This window comes from Nocardia cyriacigeorgica, assembly GCF_010858045.1.
GTDB lineage: Bacteria > Actinomycetota > Actinomycetes > Mycobacteriales > Mycobacteriaceae > Nocardia > Nocardia cyriacigeorgica_E.
The window spans coordinates 13,022-35,077 of the sequence record NZ_JAAGVC010000014.1 but is presented as its reverse complement, the minus strand read 5'-3'; the positions used below and the strand labels follow the sequence as shown (position 1 = coordinate 35,077).

At 67.4% G+C, this 22,056-nt stretch carries 24 protein-coding genes; 16 read left to right on the top strand and 8 right to left on the bottom strand.

Going from position 1 to position 22,056, the window contains the following annotated elements; translation table 11 throughout:
• Window positions 1-15: 15 nt before the first annotated feature.
• The 3 genes from GV790_RS15040 to GV790_RS15030 all read right to left on the bottom strand — a co-directional run bounded on the left by GV790_RS15040 (window position 16) and on the right by GV790_RS15030 (window position 2,832).
• Window positions 16-762 carry a hypothetical protein gene (locus GV790_RS15040; protein WP_256673304.1) on the bottom strand — a complete coding sequence of 249 codons (747 nt, stop codon included), beginning with the start codon at window positions 760-762 and terminating at the stop codon, window positions 16-18.
• 79 nt (window positions 763-841) lie between these two features.
• Entirely contained in the window at window positions 842-1,648 is an 807-nt protein-coding gene (locus GV790_RS15035; protein WP_163813981.1) for an SDR family oxidoreductase, read from the bottom strand.
• Complete coding sequence (locus GV790_RS15030) at window positions 1,645-2,832, bottom strand: acyl-CoA dehydrogenase family protein (protein WP_163814040.1); 1,188 nt, start codon at window positions 2,830-2,832, stop codon at window positions 1,645-1,647. The genes GV790_RS15035 and GV790_RS15030 overlap by 4 nt, the downstream gene beginning before the upstream one ends.
• 191 nt (window positions 2,833-3,023) lie before the next feature.
• On the opposite strand from GV790_RS15030, the gene GV790_RS15025 reads away from it, so the two are divergent.
• The 9 genes from GV790_RS15025 to GV790_RS14985 all read left to right on the top strand — a co-directional run bounded on the left by GV790_RS15025 (window position 3,024) and on the right by GV790_RS14985 (window position 12,616).
• The gene (locus tag GV790_RS15025; RefSeq protein ID WP_280213560.1) at window positions 3,024-4,589 is read left to right on the top strand and encodes a FadD3 family acyl-CoA ligase; all 1,566 of its coding nucleotides are present in this window, start codon (window positions 3,024-3,026) and stop codon (window positions 4,587-4,589) included.
• Window positions 4,590-5,498: an enoyl-CoA hydratase gene (locus tag GV790_RS15020; protein ID WP_163813980.1), complete on the top strand. Its 909-nt coding sequence runs from the start codon at window positions 4,590-4,592 to the stop codon at window positions 5,496-5,498.
• Window positions 5,499-6,638, top strand: a complete 1,140-nt coding sequence (locus GV790_RS15015; RefSeq protein ID WP_163813979.1) for an acyl-CoA dehydrogenase family protein — start codon at window positions 5,499-5,501, stop codon at window positions 6,636-6,638.
• Window positions 6,635-7,741 carry an acyl-CoA dehydrogenase gene (locus GV790_RS15010; RefSeq protein ID WP_163813978.1) on the top strand — a complete coding sequence of 369 codons (1,107 nt, stop codon included), beginning with the start codon at window positions 6,635-6,637 and terminating at the stop codon, window positions 7,739-7,741. The genes GV790_RS15015 and GV790_RS15010 overlap by 4 nt, the downstream gene beginning before the upstream one ends.
• Window positions 7,742-7,871: 130 nt before the next feature.
• Window positions 7,872-8,930, top strand: a complete 1,059-nt coding sequence (locus tag GV790_RS15005; RefSeq protein WP_163813977.1) for an acyl-CoA dehydrogenase family protein — start codon at window positions 7,872-7,874, stop codon at window positions 8,928-8,930.
• Window positions 8,931-9,331: 401 nt separating this feature from the next.
• Complete coding sequence (locus GV790_RS15000; protein ID WP_163813976.1) at window positions 9,332-9,787, top strand: hypothetical protein; 456 nt, start codon at window positions 9,332-9,334, stop codon at window positions 9,785-9,787.
• A gap of 136 nt (window positions 9,788-9,923) precedes the next feature.
• Window positions 9,924-10,460, top strand: coding sequence for a MarR family winged helix-turn-helix transcriptional regulator (locus GV790_RS14995; protein WP_280498746.1), 537 nt, complete (start codon window positions 9,924-9,926; stop codon window positions 10,458-10,460).
• 14 nt (window positions 10,461-10,474) lie between these two features.
• Window positions 10,475-11,722: an MFS transporter gene (locus GV790_RS14990; RefSeq protein ID WP_163813975.1), complete on the top strand. Its 1,248-nt coding sequence runs from the start codon at window positions 10,475-10,477 to the stop codon at window positions 11,720-11,722.
• Window positions 11,723-11,869: 147 nt separating this feature from the next.
• A complete protein-coding gene (locus GV790_RS14985) occupies window positions 11,870-12,616 on the top strand; it encodes a DUF427 domain-containing protein (protein WP_163813974.1) in 747 nt (248 codons plus the stop codon).
• A 175-nt stretch (window positions 12,617-12,791) separates the two neighbouring features.
• Here GV790_RS14985 and GV790_RS14980 read toward each other — a convergent pair whose 3' ends face one another.
• Window positions 12,792-13,124, bottom strand: a complete 333-nt coding sequence (locus tag GV790_RS14980) for a hypothetical protein (protein WP_163813973.1) — start codon at window positions 13,122-13,124, stop codon at window positions 12,792-12,794.
• Window positions 13,124-14,341: a Rieske 2Fe-2S domain-containing protein gene (locus GV790_RS14975; protein WP_163813972.1), complete on the bottom strand. Its 1,218-nt coding sequence runs from the start codon at window positions 14,339-14,341 to the stop codon at window positions 13,124-13,126. The genes GV790_RS14980 and GV790_RS14975 overlap by 1 nt, the downstream gene beginning before the upstream one ends.
• Window positions 14,342-14,535: 194 nt before the next feature.
• On the opposite strand from GV790_RS14975, the gene hsaA reads away from it, so the two are divergent.
• The 7 genes from hsaA to GV790_RS31120 all read left to right on the top strand — a co-directional run bounded on the left by hsaA (window position 14,536) and on the right by GV790_RS31120 (window position 20,134).
• Window positions 14,536-15,699, top strand: a complete 1,164-nt coding sequence (gene hsaA / locus GV790_RS14970; RefSeq protein WP_163813971.1) for a 3-hydroxy-9,10-secoandrosta-1,3,5(10)-triene-9,17-dione monooxygenase oxygenase subunit — start codon at window positions 14,536-14,538, stop codon at window positions 15,697-15,699.
• A 17-nt stretch (window positions 15,700-15,716) separates the two neighbouring features.
• Window positions 15,717-16,589, top strand: a complete 873-nt coding sequence (hsaD, locus tag GV790_RS14965; RefSeq protein ID WP_163814038.1) for a 4,5:9,10-diseco-3-hydroxy-5,9,17-trioxoandrosta-1(10),2-diene-4-oate hydrolase — start codon at window positions 15,717-15,719, stop codon at window positions 16,587-16,589.
• Window positions 16,590-16,591: 2 nt separating this feature from the next.
• Complete coding sequence (gene hsaC / locus GV790_RS14960; protein WP_163813970.1) at window positions 16,592-17,491, top strand: iron-dependent extradiol dioxygenase HsaC; 900 nt, start codon at window positions 16,592-16,594, stop codon at window positions 17,489-17,491.
• Window positions 17,492-17,493: 2 nt separating this feature from the next.
• On the top strand, window positions 17,494-18,087 hold the full coding sequence (gene hsaB / locus GV790_RS14955; RefSeq protein WP_163813969.1) for a 3-hydroxy-9,10-secoandrosta-1,3,5(10)-triene-9,17-dione monooxygenase reductase subunit: 594 nt from the start codon (window positions 17,494-17,496) through the stop codon (window positions 18,085-18,087).
• A 185-nt stretch (window positions 18,088-18,272) separates the two neighbouring features.
• Window positions 18,273-18,860 (top strand): YdeI/OmpD-associated family protein, encoded by a 588-nt coding sequence (locus GV790_RS14950; RefSeq protein ID WP_309139003.1) that lies wholly within the window; start codon window positions 18,273-18,275, stop codon window positions 18,858-18,860.
• 95 nt (window positions 18,861-18,955) lie between these two features.
• Entirely contained in the window at window positions 18,956-19,756 is an 801-nt protein-coding gene (locus tag GV790_RS14945; RefSeq protein ID WP_163813968.1) for a DUF1460 domain-containing protein, read from the top strand.
• Between the two features lie 36 nt (window positions 19,757-19,792).
• Window positions 19,793-20,134 carry a DUF433 domain-containing protein gene (locus GV790_RS31120; protein ID WP_163813967.1) on the top strand — a complete coding sequence of 114 codons (342 nt, stop codon included), beginning with the start codon at window positions 19,793-19,795 and terminating at the stop codon, window positions 20,132-20,134.
• Window positions 20,135-20,167: 33 nt separating this feature from the next.
• Here GV790_RS31120 and GV790_RS14935 read toward each other — a convergent pair whose 3' ends face one another.
• The 3 genes from GV790_RS14935 to dmpG form a co-directional block, all read right to left on the bottom strand.
• Entirely contained in the window at window positions 20,168-20,494 is a 327-nt protein-coding gene (locus tag GV790_RS14935; RefSeq protein ID WP_163813966.1) for a helix-turn-helix domain-containing protein, read from the bottom strand.
• On the bottom strand, window positions 20,494-20,823 hold the full coding sequence (locus tag GV790_RS14930; RefSeq protein ID WP_178127950.1) for a type II toxin-antitoxin system RelE/ParE family toxin: 330 nt from the start codon (window positions 20,821-20,823) through the stop codon (window positions 20,494-20,496). The genes GV790_RS14935 and GV790_RS14930 overlap by 1 nt, the downstream gene beginning before the upstream one ends.
• A 185-nt stretch (window positions 20,824-21,008) precedes the next feature.
• Entirely contained in the window at window positions 21,009-22,046 is a 1,038-nt protein-coding gene (gene dmpG, locus GV790_RS14925) for a 4-hydroxy-2-oxovalerate aldolase (RefSeq protein ID WP_014348786.1), read from the bottom strand.
• Window positions 22,047-22,056: the final 10 nt, after the last annotated feature.

Here is a 22,056-nt window from a genome sequence, read left to right as displayed (position 1 = left end):
CCGGGCAAACAGTTTTCACCGCTCCGAATACCGCAGCGGCGACGATCTCGACAGGTCGGCGAGCAGGCGCTCGCAGATCACCACGGGCGAGATGCCGGCCCGCATCATCCGCATCACCAGAGCCAAACGGCGTTCGCAGCTGTCCCATTCGACGGTGAGGGGTTTGCGACCCGGGCCTGCGTCGACGGTGGCGAGTACCCGTGGCGGGCCGTAGCGGGTGGGTTCCTCGATCAGCTTCAGCACCATCCCGCGCTGCCAGGCGTGATAGGTGTCCATATCGGCGCTGCCGATGAGCTTGTCGGTCACCGCGCACAGGCCCTGCGCGATCTGGTCGGAGAAGGTGTCGCGGTCGAAACGGTATTTGCGGGAACTGCGCACCACATCGAGCAGATCGGCGCGCACCTCGTAGAGCAGTTCGATTTGATGGGTCCGGCGCCGCTGCTCTTCGCTGCCGTTCTGGCCGGTGCCGAGCCCGATCCGGCGGGCCCTGGCCCGTTCGCGCGCCATATCGGCGCGCAGCGCGGCGCGGGGATCGCGGGCGATGTCGTTCTCGTCCACGGCATAGGACTCGAGAATGCGCCCGGCGCGGGAAGCTGCCGAGCGGCGCCCGACGTCGAGGAGTTCGGCGCCGAAGGTCAACGCGGCCAGGACCAGACTTTCCTGTCTGCGCCGTGCGAGCACGACATCGCGCACCAACTCGAGTTCGAGTTGTTCGCGCGTGGGCTGTTCTCGGGCAGATCGGTGGTCCTGGCCCATAGCCATCGCCCCTCCGGGTGTGCGATCCCGACCTCATCCAGGATCGCACACCAGGGCTGAGACGGCTCCGGCTTTTTCGTCCCGCTCAGGCCCGCTGGCTGCTGATGGAGACGATCTCGCCGGTCAGGTAGGTGGTGTAGTCACTGGCCAGCATCGCGATGGTGGCCGCGACCTCCCATGGTTCGGCGGCCCGGCCGAAGGCCTCGCGCTCGGAGAGCCGGTCGAGCAGTTCGGTGGAACTCACCTTGTCCAGGAAGGCGTGCCTGGCGATGCTGGGCGCGACGGCATTGATGCGCACTCCCAGCTCGGCGGCCTCCACCGCACTGCACCTGGTCAACGCCATCACGCCGGCTTTGGCCGCCGCGTAGTGGGCCTGGCCGTACTGGGCGCGCCAGCCGAGCACGCTGGCATTGTTGACCACCACACCGCCGTGGCCGGCTGCGCGGAAATAGGCCAGTTCGGCGCGGGTGCAGCGGAAGGTGCCGTTGAGCGTCACATCGAGCACGCGGTTCCACTGCTCGTCGGTCATATCGACCACCGGGGTCTCGCCGCCGAGGCCGGCGTTGTTGACGAAGATGTCGATCCGGCCCATCGCCGCGGCCGCGCCGCGCACCAGTTCGTCGACCTGTTCGGTGCTGCACACATCGCAGACGATGGCCTCGACCTTGCGGTCGGGGAATTCGGCACTCAGTTCGGCGCGGGTCTCCCCCAGCCTGCGTTCGTGCCAGTCCGAGACCACGACGTCGGCGCCCTCCGACAGCAGCCTGCGCGCGGTGGCCGAGCCGATGCCGGTGCCGGCGGCGGCGGTCACCACGGCTTTGCGGTCGGTCAGCAGGCCGTGGCCCGCGACGAGCGCGGGTGCGACCGACAACGACACGGTGTTCTCACTCATGACGGGCGAGCCTCCCGGGGCAGACCGAGCACACGCTCGGAGATGATGTTGCGCTGCACTTCGTTCGAACCTCCGTAGATGGTGTCGGCGCGGGTGAACAGATACAGCCGCTGCCATTCGTCGAGATCGTCGTCGGCGGCCACCAGGCCTGCCGGTCCGCGCACGGCCATGGCGAGTTCGCCGAGGCCGCGATGCCAGTTGGCCCACAGCAGCTTCGCCACCGAGGCCTGCCCGCCGCCGTCATCGGCGCCCGCGCCCTCCATGGTGCGCATGGCATGCGCGCGCAGTACGCGCAGACCGACCCAGGCGCGGTCGATCTGGTCGGCGATCAGCGGATCGTCGATGGCGCCGTTGCGGCGCGCCAGCTCCTCGACGCCGGCGAGTTCGCGTTCGAAGCGGATCTGCTGGCCGAGGGTGGAGATACCGCGTTCGAAGGTGAGCGTGCCCATGGCGATGCGCCAGCCCTCACCCGGCTCGCCGACGACGAGATCGGCGGCGGTGCGGGCATCGTCGAAGAACACCTCGTTGAACTCCGAGGTGCCGGTGAGCTGGTTGATCGGGCGCACCGTGATGCCCGGCTGGTTCATCGGGACCAGCAGGTAGGACAGGCCCTTGTGGCGTTTGGACCCGGGTTCGGTGCGGGCGACCACGAAGCACCAGTCGGCCACGTGCGCCAGCGAGGTCCAGATCTTCTGGCCGTTGATCGACCATTCGTCGCCGTCGAGGCGGGCCGAGGTGGCGACCGCGGCCAGGTCGGAGCCCGCGCCTGGTTCGGAATAGCCCTGGCACCACAGTTCGGTGACGGTGCGGATGCCGGGCAGGAACCGCTGCTTCTGTGCTTCGGTGCCGAAGGCCAGCACGGTCGGCCCGAGCAGCTCTTCACCCACGTGCGAGACCCGAGCGGGCGCATCGGCCTTGGCGTATTCCTCGTGGAAGATGATCTGCTGCCGGACGCTCGCCTCGCGGCCGCCGTACTCCTTCGGCCAGCCGAGGCAGGTCCAGCCCGAGGCCGCCAGATGACGATCCCAGGCCAGCCGTTCGTCGAAGGCCTCGTGTTCGCGGCCGGGCCCACCGAGGCCGCGCAGATCCTTGTACTCGCCGTTCAGGTTCTCCGCGAGCCAGGCGCGGATCTCGGCGCGGAAGGCCGCGTCGGCGTCGTGGCCGTTCACATCGTTTGCCGTCATGGCCGCCTCGTTTGCCGTGGTGGACGCCGGATTCGCCGGGTCGCCCGGCGAAATCGCCGAACTGCGCCCACCGGCCGGACCGGTGTCGGATTCTGAGGTCTGGATCGCACCCACGCCGATACGATAACCTACCAAGCACTTGCTTTGTAAGACTCCGGTCTTACCGACCGCACCGACGGTGAGGACAACCCGTGACAACCCCTGCACAGACCACCCCGATGGCGCTGCACGACGCGGCGCGCACCTTCGGCACCGCACCCGCCGTGGCCGACGGCGAGACCCGCCTGGATTGGACGCAGCTGCTGGAAGCGGTGCAGGACGTCGCGCGGGCGCTCATCGCCCGTGGCGTGCAGCGTGGCGACCGGGTGGCGATGTGGTCGCCCAATACCCATCACTGGGTCACCGCCGCCCTGGCCGCGCACTACTGCGGCGCCGCCCTGGTGCCGCTCAACACCCGGTACGTGGCCGAGGAAGCGGCCGACGTACTTCGCCGGGTGAACCCGAAGGCATTGTTCATCTCCGGGCCGTTCCTGCGGCGCGAACGCCTGACCGAACTGCTGGCTGCCGCGCCCGACCTCGATATTCCGACGATCGTGGTCATCCCGGTGGAGGGGCCGATGACAGTCGAGTCGTCATCGGCGGATCCCCGGGTCCTGCACTGGTCGCAGCTGCCCGAGGCCGCCGAATCGGTGACCCGCGAGCAGGCGCGCGAGCGCGCCGAATCGGTGAGCCCCGAGGACATCTCCGACATCCTGTTCACCTCGGGCACCACCGGCCGCAGCAAGGGCACCCTGGTGGCGCATCGCCAGGCGCTGTCGGTGGTGCGGGCCTGGATCGGCTGCTCGACGCTCACGAGCACCGACCGCTATCTGCTGGTCAACCCGTTCTTCCACAACTTCGGCTACAAGGCGGGTTTCCTGGCCTGCCTGGTGGCGGGCGCGACGATCGTGCCGCAGATCGTGTTCGACGTTCCGCAGACGATGCGGATGGTCGGCGAGGAGAAGATCACCGTCCTCACCGGTCCGCCGACCATCTACCAGACCATTCTCGACTTCCCCAACCGCGACGACTACGACCTGAGCACACTGCGGGTGGCCGTCACGGGCGCGGCGACCGTACCGGTGGTGCTGATCGAGCGGATGCGCTCGGAACTGTCGTTCGATGTGGTCGTCACCGCGTACGGGCTGTCCGAGTCGGCCGGCTTCGGCACCATGTGCCGACCCGACGACGACGCCGAAACCGTCGCCAACACCTGCGGCAGGCCCATCGCCGATTTCGAATTGCGCCTCGACACCACCGGTGAGGTGCTGCTGCGCGGACCGAATGTGATGCTCGGCTACCTCGACGATCCCAAGGCCACCGCCGAGGCCATCGACGCCGACGGCTGGTTGCACACCGGCGATATCGGCACCATCGACGAGCGCGGCTACCTCAAGATCACCGACCGGCTCAAGGACATGTACATCAGCGGCGGCTTCAACGTCTATCCCGCCGAGATCGAGCAGGCGCTGGCCCGCTTGGACGGCGTCGCGGAATCGGCCGTCATCGGGGTGCCCGACACCCGGATGGGCGAGGTGGGCAAGGCGTATGTGGTGCGCAAGCCCGGCTCGACGCTCACCGAAGAGGACGTGATCGCCTACGCCACCACCGTGCTGGCCAATTTCAAGGTGCCGCGCATCGTCGAGTTCCGCGACCAGCTGCCCTACAGCGCCGCCGGGAAGGTGCTCAAACGTCAACTACGTGAGGAGAAGTCGTAAATGCCTGCCGAAGAACCAGCGGTGCCGTTCGAACCGGATGTGGTGACCTACGAGCGCCGCGGTGCGGTGGCCGTGATCACCATGAACCGGCCGGACTACCGCAATGCCCAGAACTCGGTGATGACCTACGCCCTCGATGCCGCCTTCGAGCGGGCCGTGGAGGACGCCGAGGTCGGTGTCATCGTGCTGGCCGGCAACGGCAAGCATTTCAGCGCGGGGCACGATATCGGCACGCCTGGCCGCGACCATCATGTGCGCTACCCGAACAAGGCCGCCCTGTGGTGGGACCATGTGGACCGCGTCGGCGGCGATCAGCGCTTCGCCCGCGAGACCGAGGTCTATCTGGGCATGTGCAGGCGCTGGCGGGAGATCCCCAAGCCGACCATCGCGATGGTGCAGGGCGCCTGCATCGCCGGCGGGCTCATGCTGGCATGGGTGTGCGATCTGATCGTCGCCTCCGAGGATGCCTTCTTCTCCGATCCCGTTGTCCGGATGGGCATTCCGGGCGTCGAGTACTTCGCGCACCCGTGGGTGCTCGGTCCGCGCGCGGCCAAGGAGTTCCTGTTCACCGGCGACCGGTTCAGCGCCGCGCAGGCCAAGGAATGGGGCATGGTGAACCGGGTCGTGCCGCGTGAACAACTCGAGACCGAGACCTTCGCGCTGGCCGACAAGATCGCCACCATGCCGCAGTTCGGTCTCGCGCTCACCAAGAAGGCAGTCAACCAGGCCGAGGACCTGATGGGCATGCGGTCTGGCATGGACTCGGTGTTCGGCCTGCACCATTTCGCGCACGCCCACAACGCCGAGGTCGGCGCGGATTCCCTCGGCGGCATGAACGCCAAAACGATGAAAGCCACGGCGAGTACGGCGTCCGCCGACGCCGAAGCCACGCAGAACGGGGCGAAATAAGTGGATCTGGATCTGGATCAGGCCACCCGCGACTTCCAGTGGGAAGTGCGCGACTGGCTGGCCGCGAACAAGCCGGCGCAGCCGCTGCCGTCGATGGACACCAAGGCCGGTTTCGAGGCCCATCGGGAGTGGGAACACACCCTCGCCGAGGCGCGCTACTCGGTGGTGTCGTGGCCGCAGGAGTACGGCGGGCGCGATGCGTCGCTGCTGGAATGGGTGCTGTTCGAGCAGGAGTACTACGCGGCGGGCGCGCCCGGCCGGGTGAGCCAGAACGGCATCTTCCTGCTGGCACCCACGCTGTTCGAGCACGGCACCCCTGAGCAGCTGGCCCGGATCATGCCGCGCATGGCCCGCGCCGACGATATCTGGGCGCAGGCCTGGTCGGAGCCGGAAGCCGGTAGCGACCTGGCCGGTATCCGTTCGACCGCGCGCCGCACCGAGGGCGGCTGGCTGCTGAGCGGGCAGAAGACCTGGAGTTCGCGCGCGGCCTACGCCGATCGCGCGTTCGGGCTGTTCCGCAGCGATCCCGAGGCCGAACGCCATCGCGGGCTCACCTACGTGATGTTCCCGCTGGACGCCGAGGGCGTCACGGTGCGCCCGATCCCGCAGTTGGACGGGGAACCCGGTTTCGCGGAGATCTTCCTCGACGAGGTGTTCGTGCCCGACGCCGACGTCATCGGTGCGCCGAACGAGGGCTGGCGGGTCGCGATGAGCACCTCCAGCAACGAACGCGGCCTCTCGTTGCGCAGCCCGGGGCGATTCAGCGCCACCGCACAGCGGCTCATCGACCTGTGGGCGGGCACCGAGGCATCGGATACCGCCGCCCGCGACAAGGTGGTGGACGCCTGGATCGGCAGCGAGGCCTACCGGCTGCACACCTTCGGCACCGTGACCCGCTTGAACGAGGGCGGCAAGCTCGGCGCGGAATCCTCGATCACCAAGGTGTTCTGGTCCGAACTCGATATCGCCATGCACGAAACGGCGCTCGACCTGCTCGGCGACACCGCCGAACTGGCCGGGCCGTGGACCGACGGCTATCTGTTCTCGCTGTCGGGCCCGATCTACGCCGGTACCAACGAGATCCAACGCAACATCATCGCCGAGCGGCTCCTCGGCCTACCGAGAGGAGGCAGCCGATGAGGTTCGCGCTCAGTCCGGAACACGTCGATTTCGCCGCCAGTATTCGCAAGCTGCTCGACGCCGGTAAGACACCCGCCGCGGTGCGTTCGTGGTCAGCCGGTGAGCACGCCGCGGGGCGTACGCTGCTCGAACAGTTGGCCGGGGCCGGGGTCTTCGGGCTCGCGGTGGCCGAGGAGTTCGACGGTATCGGTGCCGAACCGATCGACCTGGTGGTGGCGTTCGGTGAGCTCGGGCGCTCGGCTGCGCCCGGGCCGCTGGTGGAATCGGCCGCCGCGATTCCCGCCGTGCTGCAAGCGCTCGCGGATTCGACCGGCGTCGCGGCGGATGGGTCTGCGGATGCCGGCCGGGCGGACGGAACTGCTTCCGGCAGCTCCACCGGGGCCGGAACCGGTGCTGACGCGGCGGCAAGGTGGTTGCCGGGTATCGCGGCCGGCACCACGCTCGGCACGATCGCCTTCGCTACCCCGGGCCGCGGAGCCATCGCCCTCGACGCCGATGTGGCCGATCTGATCCTGATCGCGGACGGCGACCGGCTGTCCACCGGCACGGTCGGCGAACAGGTGCGCTCGGTGGATCCGGCGCGCCGGCTGTTCACCGTGGTACCCGATGAACTGATCGCCGAAGGTGCGCACGTCGTGGACGCCATCGCCGCCGGCTTCGACGCCGCGGCCCTGGCGTGTGCGGCGCAGCTGCTCGGCGCCGGGAGCGGCCTGCTGGACGCGGCGACCGAATACGCCAAGCAGCGCAAGCAGTTCGGGCGTCCGATCGGCGAGTTCCAGGCGGTGAAGCAGAAGCTGGCCGATGTGCTCATCGCGCTCGACCTGGCCGAACCGCTGCTGCACCGCGCCGCCTTGACCGCGGGCGGTCCCGACCGCGCCCGTGACGTGTCCGCCGCCCTGGTAGCCTGCGGCAACGCCGCCCACCTCGCGGCACGCACCGGCCTGCAGGTACACGGCGCCATCGGCTACACCGCCGAATACGACCTGTCGCTGCTGCTCACCAAGGTCACCGCGCTGCGCTCGGCGTGGGGCACGGCGGATTTCCATCGCGCGCGGATCGCCGAAGCGCTGCGCTCGACTGTCGCTGGCGGAGCCTCCGCATGAGTACCGCCCGCATCGCACCCGTGTGCGCCCGAGGTGAGCAGGGCCCAGGTGCCGTCTCGGTCGGACCGCTCCCCTCGGAATTCGCGCACTCATGGGCGCACCGACCGACCAGCCGGAACGGAGAAAACGCGTGATCACCCCGGAGCAGCAAGAACTCGTCGCCGCCGTGCGTGGAGCGGTGGCCAAGAAGGGTGGCCCCGCTGTCGACCGGCAGGCACTCGACAGCAAACTGGGCTACGACGCCGCACTGTGGCGGACACTGTGTGAGCAGGTCGGAGTCGCGGCGCTGGCCATTCCCGAGGAGTACGGCGGGTTCGGGGCGAGCCTGGTCGAATCGCTGCTGGTGGTCGGGGAATTGGGGCGGTCGCTCGCCGGTGTGCCGATGCTCGGATCGGCCGTACTCGGTGCGCAGGCGGTGCTGCTGTCGGGTGATTCGGACGCATGCGAACGGCTGCTGCCGGAGGTCGCCGAGGGGACGAGGACACTGGCCGTGTGCTGGGCCGCAGCCGACGGCTGGGACGGCTTCGGCGTGCGCGCCGATGGTGAAAGCCTCAGCGGCACCGCACATTACGTCCTCGATGCGGGTCGGGCCGACACGCTGATCGTGGTCACCGAAACCGGCTTGTTCGAGGTCGATCCGGCGGCCTCGGGCGTCGAACGGCGCGCATCCGCCACCATGGACCCCACCCGCAAGCTCGGCGAGATCACCTTCACGAATGTGAACGCGCGCCGGCTCGGCACCGGCGATCCGGCACCGATCATCACCCGGTTGCGGGAAATCGCCTGGGCCGCCCTGGCCGCCGAGCAGGTCGGCGCCGCCGAACAATGCCTGAACACAACGGTCGAATACGCGAAATCGCGGGTCCAGTTCGGCCGCCCGATCGGCAGCTTCCAGGCCCTCAAGCACCGCATGGCCGATATGTACGTGCTGGTCGAATCCGCCAAGTCCAGCTCCTACGCCGCGACCCTCGCCGTCGGTACCGACAGCCCGTCGGCCGCCGAGGACGTCTGGGTAGCCCGCCGCCACTGCTCCGAGGCCTACTCGACCGTGGCCGCCGAAATGATCCAGCTGCACGGCGGCATCGCCATCACCTGGGAGCACGACGCACACCTGCACTTCAAGCGCGCCCACGGTGACGGGCTGCTGTTCGGCAAGCCCCGACACCGGCCGCTACCGCAGTCCGCGTAGCCGGGCGGGGTGCCACCGAATGCTCGGCCGCACCGATTGATGGTGCGGCCGAGCCGGTTCCGCAGGTCGTAGCGGGTGCCGCCGATGGGAAACTATCGCCGCGCCTCGGATGCGATACTGCGGGCACGAGCTCGTAATCGCCGACGAGAGGTGCTCTCATGACAGTCGGGCCAGTGGCCGGGGGTCCCACGCCGTCGCCATCACCCGGTCCGCCACCGACTCCACCCGATGCGAAGCCATGGCACCTCGATCCCCCGCCTGGAGCGTCGCGGGCCCTCGCCGAATTCATCTCCGGAGCATCGGACTGTTTCCGTTCCCTCGCAAGGACCTTGGGCACTCCGCAGTATGCGGTCGAACCTCCGGCCCCACCACCCGCGCGACCCGCTCCCGAGCCCGTCGGCATGGCCGGGTCGGCTATCGCGTCGCTGACGAAACTCCAGCACGCCTTGGAGCGAGACGCGGGAAGTTGGCGTGCCTCGGAAAATGATGCGGCCACCGCCGCGCGGCGAGCCGCCACCATCGGCTCGATCGCCCTGCAACGGTTGAAGGACGTGGTGTCTCGGCTGCGGGACCTGCTGTCCACCTTCGATCTCACCCGGCCACCCGTCCGGTACGCCGCGCACGGTTCGTTCGGCGATGAACTGGCGTCGGCGACCGAGTACCAACTGTTCCTCGCGGTGGAGCGCGCATTGGCCGAGGGCAACTGGATTGTCCAGACGGCAAGTCTCGTGATCGGCGACGAAACATACAAGCCGGCCTACCCGCGGATGCCGGTAATCCCGCGGGAGCTGATTCCACCCTCGCCCGTCCCGATGCCCCGTATCTTGCGCAACCCTCGGGGCATTGCCGAGGTGTGAGACCGATCCAGCTACGGCGAACGCCGTGGACCGACCGGCGCGGTTGAGGCGCGGCCCGGGCGGGAACCCTTCCCCTCCCCCTGCCGGTGACTCATCTCACCAGCAATAGATAGTTAGCCTATGTAATAATATTCAGGTGCAGCCGAGTGACGTGGTTTCCGCGGAAGACATCGTCGTCGATCTCGTGGTGAACGCCGCTCGGCTGACTCGGCTGGCCGGGGTGATCAGTGGGGACGCCCTTCCACCGCGCGCGGAACTGCGGGCACTGTCGGTGCTCGACGAGCACGGTGAGCTACGGGTCAGCGAATTCGCCCGCATCGATCGATGCTCACAACCGGCGGCAACGGCGCTGATCGGCAAGCTGGTCGCGGACGGATACGCCACCCGGCACAAGGACCCGGACGATGCGCGGGCCGTGGTCGTCGCCCTCACCCCGGCCGGACGAAACCGGCTGATCGAATCCCGCCGAGCCTTCGGCACCGCGCTCGCCGCGCGGCTGCCCGGCTACGACACCGACCGACTGATCCGGCTGGAGGCCGAACTCACCGCATTGCTGGACGCACTGAAGGCCACCGAAGCGCCCGGCACGAACCGACACCGAGGAATGCACAGTCATGAGCGGTCAGGCCCGGAGGCCGCAGCGAAGCGTCACCACGCAGGGCCCCGGTCATGACAAAAGGAGCACCGATGACAACCGTGACCAGGACGCACAGCGCCGCGTCCGCGACCGTAGAGAAGACCAAGCAACCCAAGGCGGTATGGGCCGTCGCCTTCGCCAGCGTCATCGCGTTCATGGGCATCGGCCTGGTCGACCCGATCCTCAAGCCGATCGGTGAGCAGCTGCACGCCTCGCCGTCGCAGGTGTCGCTGCTGTTCACCAGCTACATGCTGGTCACCGGCGTGGCGATGCTGATCACGGGTGTGGTGTCGAGCCGCTTCGGCGCGAAGAAGACCCTGTTGACCGGTCTGGCCATCATCGTGGTGTTCGCGGCGCTGGCCGGCATGTCGAACACCGTGGAGCAGATCGTCGGCTTCCGTGCGGGCTGGGGCCTCGGTAACGCGCTGTTCATCGCGACCGCACTGGCCACCATCGTCGGCGCTGCCAGCGGCGGCGTCGCGCGCGCCATCATCCTGTACGAGGCCGCGCTCGGTATCGGCATCGCAACCGGGCCGCTGGTCGGCGGCCTGCTGGGCGGGATCAGCTGGCGCGGACCGTTCTTCGGCGTCTCGGTGCTGATGGCCGTCGCCTTCATCTCGCTGGTGGTGCTGCTACCGGAAACCCCGAAGCCGGCCAAGCCCACCTCGATCACCGCGCCGTTCAAGGCGCTGCGCCACCGCGGCCTGCTGACGGTGAGCCTGACCGCGCTGTTCTACAACTTCGGCTTCTTCACCCTGCTCGCTTACACCCCGTTCCCGCTGGATATGGGCACCTACGCGATCGGGTTCATCTTCTTCGGCTGGGGCCTGATGCTGGCGGTGGCGTCGGTGTACTTCGCGCCGGTGTTGCAGCGCCGCTTCGGCACCCTGCCGATGATGGGCTTGGCACTGGCCCTGTTCGCCGCCGATCTCGCGATGATGGCCGTGTTCGCCGAGCACAAGCCGGTGCTGATCGTCGGCGTGGTGCTCGCGGGCCTGTTCCTCGGCGTGAACAACACGCTGATCACCGAGGCCGTGATGATCTCCGCGCCGGTGGAACGCTCCACCGCCTCGGCCGCCTACAGCTTCGTCCGCTTCGCCGGCGGCGCCGCGGCTCCGTGGCTGGCGGGCAAGCTCGGCGAGCACAACACCGCGCTGCCGTTCTGGGTGGGCGCGGCCTGCACCGCCGTCGCCGTGCTGGTGTTGCTCGGTGGACGTTCGGCCCTCGCCCACATCGACGATCACGATCCCGCACCGCACAGCGTCGACGAGGCGCAGGCGATCACCGTCGGCGACTGACGATCTCGGCTCGCCCGACCCACAGGCCCCGCCCACTCGGCGGGGCCTGTTCGCCGTCGGCTCCCGCACCTCCCCGGTCATCGATCGGCACCCGGCCTTCGCGTCGAGCCCTACCTGCGTTGATGCGGCCGGGGTAGCGTCGCAGGTATGACCGAAGCGCAGCGGGAACAGGTCAGGATCGAGCCGTGTCATAAGCGAGTGCGGGTCTATGTCGGCGGCAAGCTGGTCGCCGACACCACGCGGCCGTCCCTGGTCTGGGAGATCCCCTACTACCCCACCTACTACATTCCGGTCGCCGATCTGCGCGCGAAACTCGAGCCCAACGGCAGTGTCCGCGAATCCATTCACCGCGGCGAGGGCACCGGCTACGACGTGGTCGTCGACGGTGCCATCGTGCCCGGCGCGGCAACACGCTATCTCGGCTCGCCCGAGCTGAGTGAGCTGGTGCGGCTGGACTGGAACGCGATGGACGAATGGTTCGAAGAAGACGAGCCGGTCTACGTCCACCCGCGCGACCCGTACTCCCGGGTCGACATCCTCACCAGCTCGCGCAATATCCGGGTGGAGGTCGACGGCGTCACCGTCGCCGATTCCAACGCCCCGCGCATCCTGTTCGAAACCGGCCTGCCCGCACGGTATTACCTGCCGCTCACCGACGTCCGGATGGATCTGCTGCACCCCTCCGACACTCACAGCCGCTGCCCGTACAAAGGCACCGCCGATTACTGGAACATCCGCATCGGAGATACCGAGCGCCGCGATTTGGCGTGGATCTACCGCACCCCGGTCGCGGAGAGTCAGAAAATCGCCGGGCTGGCCTGCTTCTACAACGAGAAGGTCGACATCTACATCGACGGCGAACTCCAAGAGCGTCCGCAGTCTCCGTTCAGCTGACGGCACCCGCAGGCGACAGCCCTACGCACCGGCCGATTGCCGAGCCTGGGCCCATCGAGCCGGATGGCTACAACCGACGACTGCACGGGCGATTGCGACATAGGGCGTGGCCGGGCACCCGATAACGACGACGGGGCGAGGAGATCACTCCTCGCCCCGTCCTCATCACCGACCACTACTCGGCGATGTCGATCACCCCTTCGTCGACCGCCCATTTGATTGTGCGTTCGAGATCGGCGCAGGATTCCGGTCGTCCCGGTCCGGCGCCCTGCTCGGCGAGCTTGGCGTAGACCGGGCAGTGGGCGGCGGGGTCGCCGGTCCACTGGATCGAGGTCTGATGCGAACTGCTCTTGCGCACCAGCACCTCGGTCCGGCAGGTCTGGCACCGCAGTGGAGTCAGCCCCTCCTCCAGGTACCTGGCCTTGTCGACGACCGTCTGGGCGGCCACCGCGGCACGCCGCGCCGGTTGGTCGGCGAAGTCGGGTGCTTTCGCCCAGGTCGCGGTCATTACACACCCGCCTCCGCTGCGCTCGATTCCGCTTCGGCGGCCTCGGCCTCACGCTTGCGCCGCAGGTTCTCGGCGACCTCGGCTTCCCAGGCCTCGTTGGCCTTGGTGGTGTCGACCTCGAACTCGAAGCGCTGGGTCATCTTCTCGGTGACGTCGGCGACGTCGACGTAGAACTGCTCATACCAGCGGCGCAGCTGGTAGACCGGCCCGTCTTCCTCACACAGCAGCGGGTTCTCGACCTTGGACTTGTGCTTCCAGATCTCCACGTCCTGCAGGAAGCCGTCGCCGAAGAAGGTGGTCATGCTCTTGGCGAGCTTGGCCGCGGTGGCGTCGTCGAGGCCCTTGGGCTTCTCGACGCTGAGCCCCCACTGCAGCACGAACGAATCGTGGTCCACCGGGTAGTGGCAGTTGATCAGGTTGACCGTGATCTCGTAGCCGCCGTAGATATTCACCAGCGGGTTGATCATGTAGGACGGCCCGAAGTACGACGCTTCCGATTTGAGCAGGTTGTCGCCGCCGTACTTGGCCGCGATGCCCACATCCGGGCGGCCCTTGGTCTCCAGGAACTGGGTCGCGACGTGGCCTTCGAAGACGTTCTTGAAGTAGGTCGGGAAGGCGAAGTGGATGTAGAAGAAGTGCGCCATGTCGACGACGTTGTCGATGATCTCGCGGCAGTTGGCGCCCTCGATCAGCAGCGAGTTCCAGGTCCACTCGGTCCAGTCGCTGTTGAGTTCCTCTAGCGGGTTGCCGTCGGCGTCGGTGTAGGGGCCCTTGATGTAAGGGATGGTGACTTCCGGCGGCGGCGGGTTGCCCTCGTGGTCGTGCCAGACGAACAGCTGGCCGTTGCGTTCGAGGGTGGTCCACTTCCTGGTCCTGGCCAGGGGCGGCACGCGGCGGGCGTACGGAATCGAGGTGCATTTGCCGTTCGCGCCCCAGCGCCAGTCATGGAACGGGCAGGCGATGTCGTCGCCCTTGACTTCGCCCATGCTCAGGTCGCCGCCCATATGCCTGCAGTAGGCGTCGAGCACCCGCAATTCGCCGGCGGTATCGGCCCAGACGACGAGCTTGGTGCCGAAGGCGTTGACCGAATGCGGCTTGCCGTCACGGAACGTCTTGGCCAGACCCAGGCAATGCCATCCCCGCGCATACCGGGTGGGCGCGGAGCCGACATCGAGCTCCCGAACCTTCGCACCGCTCCCCTGTGGGGTATCTGCCATCGCGAATCCTCCTCCTTCTGTACTAGAACACGTTACAAAAATGTCGCGTTCCACGCCAGCGATAGCGGCTACTTCCTGCACAAGCCGTGTCGAACCCGGTAATGAACACCGGTTCTCGACAGAAATAAGAACGTGTTCTAGTCTCAGAGACAAATGAGTACCGGTTACCAACCAAGGCAGGAGCAGGTCCGGAAATGACGCAAGAAGTGACCGAACGGGTCGAAGCGCTGTTGCCGATGCTGCGCGAACGCGCGCAAGAGGCCGAGGACCTGCGGCGCATCCCCGACGAAACCATGAAGGCGCTGCAAGAGACCGGCTTCTTCAAGCTGCTGCAGCCCAAGCAGTGGGGCGGGTACGCCGCCGACCCGGTGATCTTCTACGACACCGTCCGCAAGATCGCCAGCGCCTGCGGCTCCACCGGGTGGGTGGCCGGCATCATCGGCGTGCACAACTGGCACCTCGCGCTGTTCTCCCAGGAAGCCCAGCAGGACGTGTGGGGCGAGAACACCGACATCCGCATCTCCTCCTCCTATGCGCCGATGGGCGCGGGCACCGTGGTCGAGGGTGGCTACCGGGTCAGCGGTTCATGGGCCTGGTCCTCGGGCTCCGATCACGCCGAGTGGACCTTCGTCGGCGGACCGGTCATCAAGGACGGCCGACCGGTCGATTTCGGCAGCTTCCTGATCCCGCGCTCGGACTACCGCATCGATGACGTCTGGAACGTCGTCGGCCTGCGCGGCACCGGCTCCAACACCCTGGTGGTGGAAGACGTGTTCGTGCCGCGGCACCGGTTCCTCAGCTACAAGACGATGAACGATCTGGCCTCGCCCGGCCTCGAGCAGAACACCGATCCGGTGTACAAGATGCCGTGGGGCACCATCCATCCCACCACCATCTCCACCCCCATCGTCGGTATGGCCTACGGCGCCTACGAGGCGCATGTCGAGCACCAGGGCAAGCGGGTGCGCGCGGCCTACGCGGGCGAGAAGGCCAAGGACGATCCGTTCGCCAAGGTGCGCATCGCCGAGGCCTCCAGCGATATCGACGCCGCCTGGCGTCAGCTGTCGGGCAATGTCGCCGAGGAGTACGCGCATCTGCTGGCCGGCGAGGAGATCCCGTTCGATCTGCGCCTGCGCGCCCGCCGCGACCAAGTGCGCGCCACCGGCCGCGCCATCGCCTCGATCGATAAGCTCTTCGAGAGCTCCGGCGCCACCGCACTGGCCAACGGCACGCCGCTGCAGCGGTTCTGGCGGGACGCGCACGCGGGCCGGGTGCATGCCGCCAACGATCCGGAGCGGGCCTACATGGTGTACGGCGCGGGCGAGTTCGGACTGCCCGTCACCGACACCATGGTGTGATGACCACAGGAGACACAGTGACCTCGACCGTGGAACTCACCTACGAATCCACTTCCCGGTTCGCCCAGGTGCGGCCGGATCTGAAACTGCATTACCACGAGGCGGGCGTCGGCAACGGCCCGACGATCGTGCTGCTGCACGGCGGCGGGCCCGGCGCCTCGTCCTGGTCGAACTTCTCCCGCAATATCCCGGTGCTGGCGCGGGACTTCCACGTCATCGCCGTGGATCAGCCCGGCTACGGCAAGTCCGACAAGCCGACCGAGCATCCGCAGTACTTCGTGCACAGCGCCTCGGCCTTGAAGGACCTGCTCGACACCCTCGGCATCACCGATCGGGTGCATCTGCTGGGCAATTCGCTCGGCGGCGGCACCTCGGTGCGCTTCGCGCTCGATTACCCCGATCGCGCGGGCAAGCTCATCCTGATGGGCCCGGGCGGACTGAGCACCAACCTGTTCGCGCCCGACCCCACCGAGGGTGTGCGGCTGCTGTCGAAGTTCACCTATGAACCCACGCGCGAGAACATCGAGGCGTTCATCCGGATCATGGTGTTCGACCAGTCCCTGGTCACCGATGAGCTGATCGATGAGCGGTTCGCCGCGGCAGGCACCCCCGAATCGATTGCCGCGATGAAGGCGATGGGCAAATCGTTCGCCAGTGCCGATTTCGAGAAGGGCATGCTCTGGCGCGACGCCTACAAGCTGCGTCAGCCGGTGCTGCTGATCTGGGGCCGGGAGGACCGGGTGAATCCGCTCGACGGCGCGCTGGTGGCGTTGAAATCGATCCCACGCGCCCAGCTGCACGTGTTCGGTGGCTGCGGGCACTGGGCCCAGCTGGAGAAGTTCGCCGAATTCAACCGGCTCGCCACCGATTTCCTGAACGGGGTGAAATAGCCATGGGCATTCGCGCACTCGGATATATGCGCATCGAGGCCACCGATATGGCGGCCTGGCGCGAGTACGGGCTCAAGGTCCTCGGCATGATGGAAGCGCCCGGCCCCGCCCCGGACAACCTCTACCTGCGCATGGACGATTTCCCGGCGCGGCTGGTGATCGTTCCCGGCGAGAAGGACCGCTTGCAGGTCTCCGGCTGGGAAGTCACCGACGCGCCCGCGCTGCAGGAACTGCGGGACGCTCTCTCCGCCGCCGGTGTGCCGTTCAAGGAGGCCACCAAGGAGGAGCTCGCCGAGCGCCGGGTCGAGAACATGATCCGGTTCGAGGATCCGTCCGGCAATGCGCTGGAAGCCTTCCACGGGGCGCAATATCTGGCCCGCCGGTTCGTCAGCCCGTACGGGCACAAGTTCGTCACCGAAGAGCAGGGCCTCGGCCATGTGGTGCTGACCTGCACCGACGACGCCGCCGCGCAGGCGTTCTACCAGGACGTGCTCGGGTTCCGGTTGCGTGATTCGATGCGGTTGCCCCCGCAGATGGTCGGCAGGCCAGCCGACGGCGATCCGGCGTGGCTGCGGTTCTACGGCTGCAACCCGCGCCACCATTCGCTGGCGTTCCTGCCGCTGCCGAACTCGACCGGTATCGTGCACCTCATGCTCGAGGTGGAGAACTCCGACGACGTCGGCCTCTGCCTGGACCGCGCGATGCGCAAGAAGGTGAAGATGTCGGCCACCCTCGGCCGCCACATCAACGACAAGATGCTGTCGTTCTATATGAAGACCCCCGGCGGTTTCGATATCGAATTCGGTTGTGAGGGTCTGGAAGTCGACGATCACTCGTGGATCGCGCGGGAATCGACCGCGGTCTCGCTGTGGGGCCACGACTTCACCGTAGGGATGAAATAGCGATGAGTGACGGGGCGGAAGTGACCACGCAGGATTACCCGGAGATCGACGGCCGTCAGTTCCGGAATGTGCTGGGGCAGTTCTGCACCGGCATCACCGTCATCACCACTATGGACGGCGAGGGCGCCCCGATCGGGTTCGCCTGCCAGTCGTTCGCCGCCCTCTCGCTCGACCCGCCGCTGGTGCTGTTCTGTCCCACCAAGGGCTCGCGGTCCTGGGCCGCGATCGAACGCAACGGACGTTTCTGCGCCAACGTCCTGGCCGAGGAACAGCAGCAACTGTGCGCCCGCTTCGGTTCCCGCGAACCCGACAAGTTCGCCGAAACCTCCTGGCACACCTCAGAGCTGGAGCTACCGCTCCTTGACGACGCGCTGGCCACCATCCAGTGCTCGGTGGACCGTGTCGTCGACGGCGGCGATCACCACATCGTGATCGGCCGAGTGCTGGCCCTGTCGGAGTCGACCACCTCCGGCAGGCCGCTGTTGTTCTATCGCGGCCAGTACACCGCCATCGAACCGGAGAAGACGGTGCCGGCGCCGTGGCGGGCGGATCTCGAGCATTTCCTGACCACGACCACGTTGGATACCTGGTTGTAGGTCCGCGACCGCGCGGAATCCTCCGCGTCTCGCCCGGCCGGGCTCGCAGCAACCGGCCGGGCTTCGTCGTTTCCGGCCCCGACACCCGATGCTTCCCGGGTCGCGCCGCCCGAGCCGCCGAGTTCCGGCCGAAACCGCGCCGATAAGTGCTCAGTTGTTGAGCACTTATCGGCGGAGGATGGGTGGTGATCGAACCGACGGACCCGGGAGACGACATGGACGGCACCGTGATCACCTGCACCGATGCGGCGGAGTGGGAGGCCTGGCTGGCGGCGAACCACGATCGTGCGCCGGAGGTGTGGGTGAAGATCGCCAAGAAGAGCGCACCCGACACCACGATCACGCTGAGCGAGGCGCTGGACGGTGCGCTCTGCTACGGGTGGATCGATAGCATTCGGCGCGGGTACGACGCCCATCATTACCTGCAACGCTATTCGCCCCGCCGGCCGCGCAGCCCCTGGTCGCAGGTCAATGTGGCGAAGGTGGAGGCGTTGCTGGCGGCGGGGCGGATGCGCGCGCCGGGGCTGGCGGCGGTCGAGGCGGCGCGAGCCGATGGGCGCTGGGCCGCCGCCTACGCCTCGCAGCGGGAGGCGACAGTGCCCGAGGATCTCGCGACGGCACTGCGCCGGCAGCCGGCCGCGCGCGAGCGGTTCGAGGCATTGGATCGCACCGGGCAGTACGCGCTGTTGCTGCGCCTGATGAAGAGCGGGACGCAGGTACAGCGGGAGAATCAGTTGCGGCGGATCCTCGTGGAGCTCGGCGGCGAACCGTAGACCTGATGAACCGCTGCCATCATCTCCCGGTCGTGAGCGCGCGCGGCGGGCTACCGTGATTACCGACCGCGTGCTGAACCGACCCGGGAGGTTTCTTGCGCATCATCGTCCGCGCGCTGTTGCTCGTGCTGGCACTCGTCTGCGGGCCTGCGGTGCTGATTCCCGGCGCGGCCGCCGCACCTGCCGTCGACGACGTCACCGCGCGCCGCATCGACGAGCTGCTGGCGGTGCGGGCCGGGGCGGCGACGCAGAGCAAGGGCGAGTTGATCGAGGTGCTCTCGCGCCAGTTCCTCGGCACCCCGTACGGCGCGAACATGCTCATCGGGTCCGCGACCGAGCCCGAACAGCTGGTGGTCGATCTGCGCCGCGTCGACTGCTTCACCTACCTCGACTACGTCGAAGCACTCAGCCGCTCCACCACTCGCGAGGAGTTCATCGCGAACCTCATCGACACCCGCTACACCGGCGGCCGCGTCGAATTCACCCAGCGCAAGCACTTCTTCACCGACTGGGCGCACACCGAACGCATCGCCGCCACCGACATCACCGCATCACTCTCCCCCGCCGCGGTGACGGTAACCGCCCACCTCAACGCGAAGCCCGACGGCACCACCTACCTCCCCGGGCTCCCCGTCGTCGACCGCGCCATCACCCACATCCCCAGCTCAGCCGTAGACGACACGGTCATCGCACACCTGCGCACCGGCGACTACATCGGCGCCTACGCCGACCAACCCGGCCTCGACGTCACCCACGTCGGCATCTTCGTCACCACCCCGAACGGCCCGGTCTTCCGCAACGCCTCCTCGCTGCCCGCCGACAACAAGGTGGTCGACACCCCGTTCCGCGATTACGTCGCCTCGACACCCGGGATCCTCGTTCTGCGGCCGAACTAGTACCCGGCCACCCGCCCTTCCCCTACAGTCGTGCGCATGTCGCACCTCGGTCGAATCACCTCCGATCCGGAGATCTGCCACGGCAAGCCCGTGGTGCGCGGCTTGCGCTATCCGGTCGAGATGCTGCTCGGACTCCTCGCATCTGGGATGGGTACCGAAGACATCCTCGGCGACTATCCCGATCTTCAACCCGAGGACATCCTGGCGGTACTCGAATATGCCGCTGCGGTGACCGCCCAGCAGACGACCGCGATATTCGACGAGGGCGCGTCCGAAGCAGCACGCTCCAAGCGGGTCGACGCCCTGAATGAGCTCACTGAGATGGCCGGCCGCGGCGACTTCGAGATGCTGCTCGACAAGGACGAGTATCGGCGCTGATCAGCTCCTGTCAGCCGCCCTCAGCGGATCCTTTCATGCTGCGGTGCCATGCGGAACGAAGCGGACCTGCGGGTCATCGTCATCGATCGCAATGTTGAGCGATGCATCCAGCGCGCGCGCAAGCTTGGTCAGCAACGGCAGCGTCGGAACCGCATCGGAGCCCTCGATCCTGGAGATCTTCGCCTGTGTCAGGCCGGCTCGGTCTGCGAGTTCGGCTTGCGTGAGCCCGAGTTCGGTACGCCGAAGGTAGATAGCTTCGGCGAGCGCCATCGCGAGCCGAATCTCGGTGCGCGCGTCGACCACTGCCTGGGGTTCGTCCAGAGCCTGAACACGCAGATCCTTCCATCGACTGTGCGGCATCACAGCTCTCCTTGTTCGATCACCCGGATGAACTCGTCGTGAGCCGGTCCGTGTTCGGCTGCACAGATCATCCGCGCCTTGATTGCTCGCTTCACCTCGGCATCCTCGCGATCCTTCGTCTTACGGAAGACCGTGAGCAATACGATCGTCCGGTCGGAACGAAACCAGTAGGTGATGCGTGTGGCCGCCCCGTCGAGAGTCGGCCGCAACTCTCGCACTCCCTCGCCAAGGTGGCGCGAAAACGGCTCACCCAGAGTCAGCGCATGCTCGGCTAGTAGCCCGACGTACTCCTCGACCTTCAGGAAGTGTTTGGCCGGCAGAGACTCCAGCCAGGCCCGAACCTCTGGCTCGATCTCGATCGATACAGCGGATCCACCGCACCAGCGTACATGTTGTTAACGACATATCGCTGTCGAACTGCGGCGATCGAGGACATCTCGGCGGCGATACCCGGAAACGCAAACGGGCCGCGAACGCGAGGGGGTTACGTTCGCGGCCCGGTTCAGAGCAAGGATCAGGCGGTGACTGGCGCCTGTTCCCGCTGGAGTTCCAGCGCAATGTCGATGAGCTGGTCTTCCTGTCCGCCGACGAGCTTGCGCTTGCCTGCGCGGACGAGCATTTCGGCGGCCGAGACTCCGTAGCGTTCGGCCTGGCGTTCGGCGTGGCGCAGGAAGCTGGAGTAGACGCCCGCGTAGCCCATCATCAGCGACTGGCGGTCGAGCAGGCATTCGTGCGGCATGGCCGGGCGGACGACGTCTTCGGCGGCGTCGGCGATGGCGAAGAAATCGATGCCGGTCTTGATGTCGAGCTTGTCGCAGACGCCGACCAGCGCCTCCACCGGGGTGTTGCCCGCGCCCGCGCCGAAGCGGCGGGCGCTGCCGTCGATCTGGGTGGCGCCGGCGCGGATGGCGTAGATCGAGTTCGCGACGGCGAGGTCCAGATTCTCGTGGCCGTGGAAGCCGACCTGGGCGTCGTTGCCCAGTTCGGCGACCAGCGCGGAGACCCGGTCGGCGACCTGCTCGAGCACGAGCGCACCGGCCGAATCCACCACGTACACGCACTGGCAGCCCGCGTCGGCCATGATCCTGGCCTGCTTGGCGAGCGCCTCCGGCGGCTGGGTGTGCGACATCATCAGGAAGCCGACGGTTTCCAGGCCCAGGTCGCGGGCGAGCCCGAAGTGCTGGATGGAGACGTCGGCCTCGGTGCAGTGGGTGGCGATGCGGCAGATGCTCGCGCCGTTGTCCTGGGAGATCTTGATGTCTTCCTTGACGCCGACGCCGGGCAGCATGAGCACCGCGATCTTGGCCTGCTTCGCGGTCTCGGCCGCGATGGTGATCAGTTCCTGCTCAGGGGTTTTGGAGAACCCGTAGTTGAACGAGGAGCCGCCGAGGCCGTCACCGTGGGTGACCTCGATGACCGGCACACCGGCGCCGTCGAGCGCGGTGACGATATCGCGCACTTCGGTGGCGGTGAACTGGTGGCGCTTGTGGTGGGACCCGTCACGCAGCGAGGTGTCGGTGACCCGGATATCGAGTTCAGCTGAGAAAGCCATGGGAAACGCT